The sequence below is a fragment of the Meiothermus cerbereus DSM 11376 genome (assembly GCF_000620065.1).
Classification (GTDB): Bacteria; Deinococcota; Deinococci; order Deinococcales; family Thermaceae; genus Meiothermus; species Meiothermus cerbereus.
This window is the reverse complement of the sequence record NZ_JHVI01000033.1, coordinates 23,700-29,893: the sequence shown is the minus strand read 5'-3', so window position 1 is coordinate 29,893 and position 6,194 is coordinate 23,700. Positions and strand designations below refer to the sequence as shown.

The 6,194-nt window shown below is 56.7% G+C and carries 6 protein-coding genes and 4 tRNA genes; 4 read left to right on the top strand and 6 right to left on the bottom strand.

Annotated elements, in window-relative coordinates; genetic code table 11:
- From Q355_RS0111920 to Q355_RS0111900, 5 genes are all read right to left on the bottom strand, one after another.
- On the bottom strand, positions 1 to 446 hold a 446-nt coding region (locus tag Q355_RS0111920; protein WP_027878008.1), incomplete at its 3' end, for a GTP-binding protein.
- Between the two features lie 86 nt (positions 447 to 532).
- A tRNA-Thr gene (locus Q355_RS0111915) sits at positions 533 to 608 on the bottom strand.
- Between the two features lie 28 nt (positions 609 to 636).
- Positions 637 to 712, bottom strand: a tRNA-Gly gene (locus Q355_RS0111910).
- 85 nt (positions 713 to 797) lie between these two features.
- Positions 798 to 883 (bottom strand) — tRNA-Tyr (locus Q355_RS0111905).
- Positions 884 to 886: 3 nt separating this feature from the next.
- Positions 887 to 962, bottom strand: a tRNA-Thr gene (locus Q355_RS0111900).
- A 175-nt stretch (positions 963 to 1,137) separates the two neighbouring features.
- Here Q355_RS0111900 and Q355_RS0111895 point away from each other — a divergent pair.
- The 3 genes from Q355_RS0111895 (at position 1,138) to Q355_RS0111885 (ending at position 5,121) form a co-directional block, all read left to right on the top strand.
- Entirely contained in the window at positions 1,138 to 2,481 is a 1,344-nt protein-coding gene (locus Q355_RS0111895; protein ID WP_027878007.1) for an MBL fold metallo-hydrolase, read from the top strand.
- 101 nt (positions 2,482 to 2,582) lie between these two features.
- Entirely contained in the window at positions 2,583 to 3,437 is an 855-nt protein-coding gene (locus Q355_RS0111890; RefSeq protein ID WP_027878006.1) for a hypothetical protein, read from the top strand.
- A 193-nt stretch (positions 3,438 to 3,630) separates the two neighbouring features.
- The gene (locus Q355_RS0111885; protein ID WP_027878005.1) at positions 3,631 to 5,121 is read left to right on the top strand and encodes a leucyl aminopeptidase; all 1,491 of its coding nucleotides are present in this window, start codon (positions 3,631 to 3,633) and stop codon (positions 5,119 to 5,121) included.
- 92 nt (positions 5,122 to 5,213) lie between these two features.
- On the opposite strand, the gene Q355_RS0111880 is transcribed toward Q355_RS0111885, so the two are convergent.
- Entirely contained in the window at positions 5,214 to 5,654 is a 441-nt protein-coding gene (locus tag Q355_RS0111880; protein WP_027878004.1) for a Fur family transcriptional regulator, read from the bottom strand.
- Between the two features lie 193 nt (positions 5,655 to 5,847).
- Between Q355_RS0111880 and Q355_RS0111875 the strand changes: the two genes are divergently transcribed.
- A complete protein-coding gene (locus tag Q355_RS0111875; RefSeq protein ID WP_027878003.1) occupies positions 5,848 to 6,138 on the top strand; it encodes a septum formation initiator family protein in 291 nt (96 codons plus the stop codon).
- Positions 6,139 to 6,194 lie beyond the last annotated feature (56 nt).

Sequence of the window (6,194 nt, the reverse complement as noted above, 5' to 3'; positions counted from 1 at the left end):
TCCAAGAGTTCGGGGTCGTCCACCATGTCGATCTTGTTCAGGAAGACGATGATGTAAGGCACCCCCACCTGACGCGAGAGCAGGATGTGTTCGCGGGTCTGGGGCATGGGGCCGTCGGTTCCCGAGACCACCAGGATGGCTCCGTCCATCTGGGCCGCACCGGTGATCATGTTCTTGACGTAGTCGGCGTGGCCGGGGCAGTCCACGTGGGAGTAGTGCCGATTGGCGGTCTCGTACTCCACGTGGGCAGTGTTGATGGTAATCCCACGGGCCTTCTCCTCAGGCGCCTTGTCGATCTGGTCGTAGGCCTGTACCTCTACGTTGGGGTTGGCCGCCGCTGCCACAAAGGTGATCGCCGCCGTGAGGGTGGTCTTCCCGTGGTCTACGTGGCCGATGGTGCCCACGTTCACGTGGGGTTTGGTGCGCTCAAATACGCCTTTCGCCATATGTATTGCCTCCTTTTGGCTTCCGCTAAGGTGTTTTCCCTTTTCAGGAACACACCGCCCGCAGCGGTGGACGGGCGGTGTGGGTTTGGAGCTCGGGATCGGGCTTGAACCGACGACCTCACCCTTACCAAGGGTGTGCTCTACCAGCTGAGCTACCCGAGCACCGGGGCATTCGCGCACGAAGCGCTTGTGGAGCGGGAAACGGGACTCGAACCCGCGACCCTCTGCTTGGGAAGCAGATGCTCTACCAACTGAGCTATTCCCGCGCTGAGCACTTTCGCACCGCTTATAGCTGATGGCTTGTAGCTTTTGGCTATCGGCAATCGGCTATGAGCACACCCTAAAGGTGCTTGGTGGGCAGGGGCGGATTCGAACCGCCGTACTCCGAAGAGAACAGATTTACAGTCTGTCGCCTTTAACCACTCGGCCACCTGCCCTTGTGGAGCCACCCATCGGAATTGAACCGACAACCTTCCGATTACAAGTCGGGTGCTCTACCAGTTGAGCTAGGGTGGCCCGGCTTGCTGTTCTTCCGATGGTAGCCTGGACAGAGGGGTTGAACCTCGTCCAAGTCGTAAGGTTACACTACAGACGAGGGGCTGTCAAGCCAAATAAAAGCGTTGCGGCAAGCCAAAAGCCTGGCCCGCTTTGGGTAAGCGGCTGAGGGCGCATGGTCTGCTACAGTACATTCATGCGGATAACCCCTTTCGGTGCGGCCCAGACTGTGACTGGCAGCTGCCATCTGGTAGAACAGCAGGATTACCGATTGTTGCTGGATTGTGGCGCCTACCAGGGCGCTGATGAAGACCGCAATGAGGAGCCTTTTGGCTTCGACCCCAAAAGCATTAATGCGGTGCTGATCTCCCACGCCCACAACGACCACATCGGACGCCTGCCCATGCTGATACGACAGGGCTACGCGGGCCGGGTGTATGTGACCGAGCCAACCCGGCTCATATTGCCGGTGATTCTCGAGGACTCCTTAAAGCTGATGCAGGAAGAGCGTGAACGTTTGAAACGCAAGGGCCGCGAGGTTGTGCCCTTGCCCTGGAACGAAGCCGACCTGGCTGAGCTTTATGGCCGCCTGGAGGAAGTTACCTATTATCAGACGCAGGGCCTGGGGCCATTTCGCTACCGCTTGCGCGATGCGGGGCATCTGCCGGGAAGTGCTTTTATCCAGCTCGAGGCCGGAGGAAAGTCTTTGATTTTTAGTGGTGATCTGGGCCACCGGCGTAAGGACGTGCTCACTGACCCCGACTACCCTGCCCAGGTTGATCTTGTGCTGTGCGAGGGAACGTACGGCGATCGTTCACACCGTCCGTTTGCTGCGACCCTGGAGGAGTTTGCTGAAATCCTGAGTGATGTGCTGGCTCAGGGGGGTAAGGTATTTATACCGTCGTTTGCCCTCGAGCGCACCCAGGAGATTTTGTTTTACATTCGCGAACTCGAGCAGCGGGAGGCTATCCCCAGCGTACCGGTATTTGTGGACTCGCCCATGGCTTCCAAGATCAGTGAGATTTACCCAAAAGTGCAGGACTTTTTCAGCACTGAGGTACAGCACATCTATTCCCATGGCAAAGACCCTTTCCGTCCCAAACGCCTTGAATACACCCACAGTGTAGAGGAGTCCAAGGCCCTTAACCTGATGCAGGGCCCCCTTATCGTTATTGCTGGCAATGGAATGCTTTCGGGGGGACGCATACTGCACCACCTGCGACACGGCCTGCCCGACAGTAGAAACGCGGTGATTATTACGGGCTACCAGCCCAGGGGCGGCCTGGGAGAACTGCTGATTAACAATGCTGAGTCGGTGCGGATTATGGGGGAGACTGTGCGGGTGAGGGCAAAAACCCACACCCTGGGCGGCTTTTCTGGGCACGCAGGCCGCGATGAACTGCTCGACTGGCTGGACAGCGAGCAGCGGATAGTGCTGGTGCACGGCGAAGTGGACAAGCTACAAATGCTGGGGAAGGCTTTACGAGAGCGGGGCAAGGTCGCTTTCCTGGGCGAATGGGGCAAGGCCATTGAGGTTTAGCCTGCCTCCGACTTCCCTGCCAACCGGCTCGGGTTCGGTATGGTGGCAGGTTTTGTGCAGATTCTATGCTTCAAATATGTAGGAACATCTGGGGGCCGCCAATGCAAAAAGGACTGGTAGGAGCTGGGATACTGGGAGTGCTGATCTCGCTGGCGCAGCCCAACGTGGGTTCGGTGCCCTGGGCCATTGGGGGGGTGCAGGAACCTGCGCTTTTGCGGGTTGCTGAGCTTAGGCGCTTGCTCGAGCCCAGAGGGGTGCGCTTCAACGAGACCGGCATTTTGGGGCGTTATCTGCTCGAGGTCAGGTTCCCCCAGACCACCAATGGCCTGTATTTGCGGATGATCAGCCAGAACGAGGTTTCTTATGTGGTATTTGACGACCTGTTTATCAACCTGGCCCAGGTGGATTTGGGAATTGGTACTGCGGTTCGGGTGGTGGGCTGGGCCAGTCCGACCATTACCATTGGGCCCACCACCTTTACCCTGGGCACCACAAAAAACCCCGTTAATCCTTACCTTGGCTACATGTATCTGGTTCGCAAGTTGCTGATAGACCGCAGCGATGCCCCCCCTTATCTGGCCAAACTCCTGGATGAAGACCCTAAAGCCCGGCGTTGCCTGCACGAGCTAAAAGTCAACGACCCCCCCGGAACCATCTACGCAGTAGCCAGTAAGGCCTGGGCCGAGGCCAACCTGAAAGCGCCCTACGACCACCCACCAGACTTTCCCATCCCTGCTGCGTTTCACGTAGGGGTTGTGCAAAACGGGCGTATTCGCTTGCTTTTGCCGGCTGAAAAGGCCAGCTATGCCAGTGACCTCGAGGGCTGGAAGAAATCGCGCGAGCGGGAAACCCTGATCTTGATCAGACTGTCGGGCTGGCTCAGGGAGCAGAATGCGGAATACCAGATCGTGAGGCCGCCCCAGGGGCGTAGCATGGCGGTACGTTGCCAGCCATGAGGGGGTGAGGGTGGGCGATGTGGCCGTGGAAACCCGCACCTTGTTGTGATTTTTGGAGAAAATGGCCAATCTGAGATAAACCCGAAATATCAGGCCCGATCTGGGGAACTCTTTATGGCAAACTTACTGGATCGCCACACAGCAACTGACTTGTTGGTCATTGATATCCAATGTATGTTATAGTTCGCTTGCCATGGAACTTACTCTAAAGTCGGCACGGCGCTATGTTGACGAGATACCTGCCCCCCTGGCAGTTGTGGGGGTATGGGGTGGTGAGTTTAGCGAAGAAGGCAATAAGCTTGACACCAGACACCGTAAAGCGCTCTCCAGAATGATGGAAGAGTTGCACTTTAAAGGCGATTTTGGCGAAACTTTGCTGATTCCCTTGGGTTCAAGAAAAGGAGAAGGCCCTGGATTCGCGCTGCTGTTTGGCCTGGGAAAGAAGCGTGGGGTTAGCCTTGAAACCGTTCGCAAGGCGGGGGCCAGGCTGGTGCAGGAAATTGCCCGTCTGGGCTTCAAAGAAGCCGTAAGCGAGACCTTCCTTTCAGACAAATTTGGCAAAAAGGAAGCCAGCTATGCCCTGGCCGAAGGAGCCTTGCTGGGCGGGTATGCCTGGAACAAGTACAAGACCACTGGCCCTGCGAGCAAGCGTGGCGAAAAACTGCGTTTGTGGCTTGCTCGAGCCTCGGGGCCTGCAGTAGAGCGAGCCGCGATTGTTGCAGAAGCAGTCAATTATGCCCGTGACCTGGTGAACGAGCCCCCGAATGTCCTGACCCCAGCCGAACTGGCCCAGCGTGCCAGCGCGATGGCCCAGGAACTGGGGCTCGAGGTGGAAATTTGGGATGAAAACCAGATTAAACAAGCGGGTATGGGTGCTTTTTATGGGGTAGCCCAGGGTTCGGCCAACCCACCCCGTTTTATCCAGCTCGCCTACAAGCCCCAAAACCCCGCCAGACGAGTGATTGCAATGGTGGGCAAGGGCCTTACCTTCGATACCGGAGGATACTCCCTCAAGCCCTCCGAAGCCCAGATCACCATGAAATGCGACATGGCCGGTGCAGCCGCCGTTTTGGGGGCTATGCGGGCCATCGCCCGGCTGAAGCCTGAGGTGGAAGTGCGGGCCTATGTGGCTGCGGCCGAGAACATGATTTCCGGTACCGCCTACCGAGTGTCCGACGTGCTCAAGAGCCTTTCGGGTAAAACTATTGAGGTGCTAAACACCGATGCAGAAGGGCGGCTCACCCTGGCAGATGCCATTACCTATGCAGACCGGCAGGGAGCAGAGGCAATTGTGGAGCTTTCTACCCTGACGGGGGCCTGCGTGGTCGCGCTGGGGGAAAAAATAGCCGGCCTGTTTGCCAACGACGCCCGTTGGGGCCGTGAGGTGCAGGAAGCCGCCGAGCGGGCAGGTGAAAAAGTCTGGCCCCTGCCGATGGAAGAGGAGTACCTCGAGGCCCTCAAGTCCAGCACCGCCGACCTCAAGAACACCCATGGGCGTAGCCGTTCGGGCGGGGCCATCACGGCAGCACTTTTCCTGGCAGAGTTTACCGAAAAACCGCTGGTGCACCTCGATATCGCTGGGCCAGCCTTTACCGAAAAGGCGCATGCCCTGGGCCCAGCGGGGGGTACTGGGTTCGGCGTTCGGACTTTGGTAGAACTGCTCAGCGACATCCTAGCCGACTAGTCGTCTTCACGGCGTGCTTGCCCTTGTAATCGGTCTGTCGCACTACCCTGGGTTTGTGGAGCAGGCGGCAGGCCGGATGGTTTTCTTGCGGACTACTGGCACCTAGGGCAAACCCCGCGCAGCTCCAGGTGAGCTTCTTCTACAAACCAACCGTTCTTGGCTTCCACCGCTTTTTTGATGGGCTCCTGGTCGAATTCGGGTAAATCTTTATCCATCACGTCCTCAATGCTTCCGCACTGCAAACAAAATAGATGGTGGTGACGTTCGTTGAAACCGTCATAGCGGGTGTTGCCTTTTTGGTCTTTGAATTCCCACAACAAGCCAGCCTCTCGCAACACCTGAAGGTTTAGATAGACTGTCGAAAGCCCTATGTCGTAACCTTTCTTTTTCAGGCCCTGATACAGCTCTTCGGGTGTCGGGTGGGTGTTTTTGCGGTCGAGATAGGCCAGTATTCGTTCTCTGGGCAGGGTGTGGCGCAATCCCACCGCTTTTAGACGCGACCGATAGCTTTCCCGCTCTTTGGTCTTAGCCATTTTTACCCCCGCGTACAAGTTACAGTATTATAAAACATTTTCAGAAAAAATACATCATTGCGATATTTATCGCATAGTGCTACTGCTCTGGGCTGCGCAATGCAGCCAAAGCAGTGTGGGGGTAGGCGGCCGGGGTTTGGAGGATAAAATTCAACCTGCAGGCAAGGCGTGAAAATGATATACTAATTGTACTGTGGAGAGGCCAATTTATCGCTTTTTGCATCTGGTATTTGCGTTGGGGACGCTACATTTATTGGTTTTGATTACACTGGAGCTTCAGCGCAATGTGCAAATTCGCAATCAAATCTCGCAAGCCCAGCTTCGCCTGGAGCAGCTCGAGCTGCGAAATCAAAAACTGAGCGAAGAGCTGGAGCTTGCCGCTGACCCGCGCTACCGCGAGGGGTTGGTTCGCCAAATGGGTTATGTTCATAAGGACGAGCTGCTTTTGCTTAAAACGCTTCCTGCCAGCCCTCCTTCAAACTAGTCATCTGATTGCAAATGTAAGCCGGCCAAAGGCCGACCCGCTGGCGCTCGACTTAT

What these genes read in the sequence shown, in the direction of transcription:
- Q355_RS0111880 (WP_027878004.1), bottom strand. Translation starts at nt 5,654, where the DNA reads ATGGCTAAGACCAAAGAGCGGGAAAGCTATCGGTCGCGTCTAAAAGCG.
- Q355_RS0111885 (WP_027878005.1), top strand. Translation starts at nt 3,631, where the DNA reads ATGGAACTTACTCTAAAGTCGGCACGGCGCTATGTTGACGAGATACCT.
- Q355_RS0111895 (WP_027878007.1), top strand. Translation starts at nt 1,138, where the DNA reads ATGCGGATAACCCCTTTCGGTGCGGCCCAGACTGTGACTGGCAGCTGC.
- Q355_RS0111890 (WP_027878006.1), top strand. Translation starts at nt 2,583, where the DNA reads ATGCAAAAAGGACTGGTAGGAGCTGGGATACTGGGAGTGCTGATCTCG.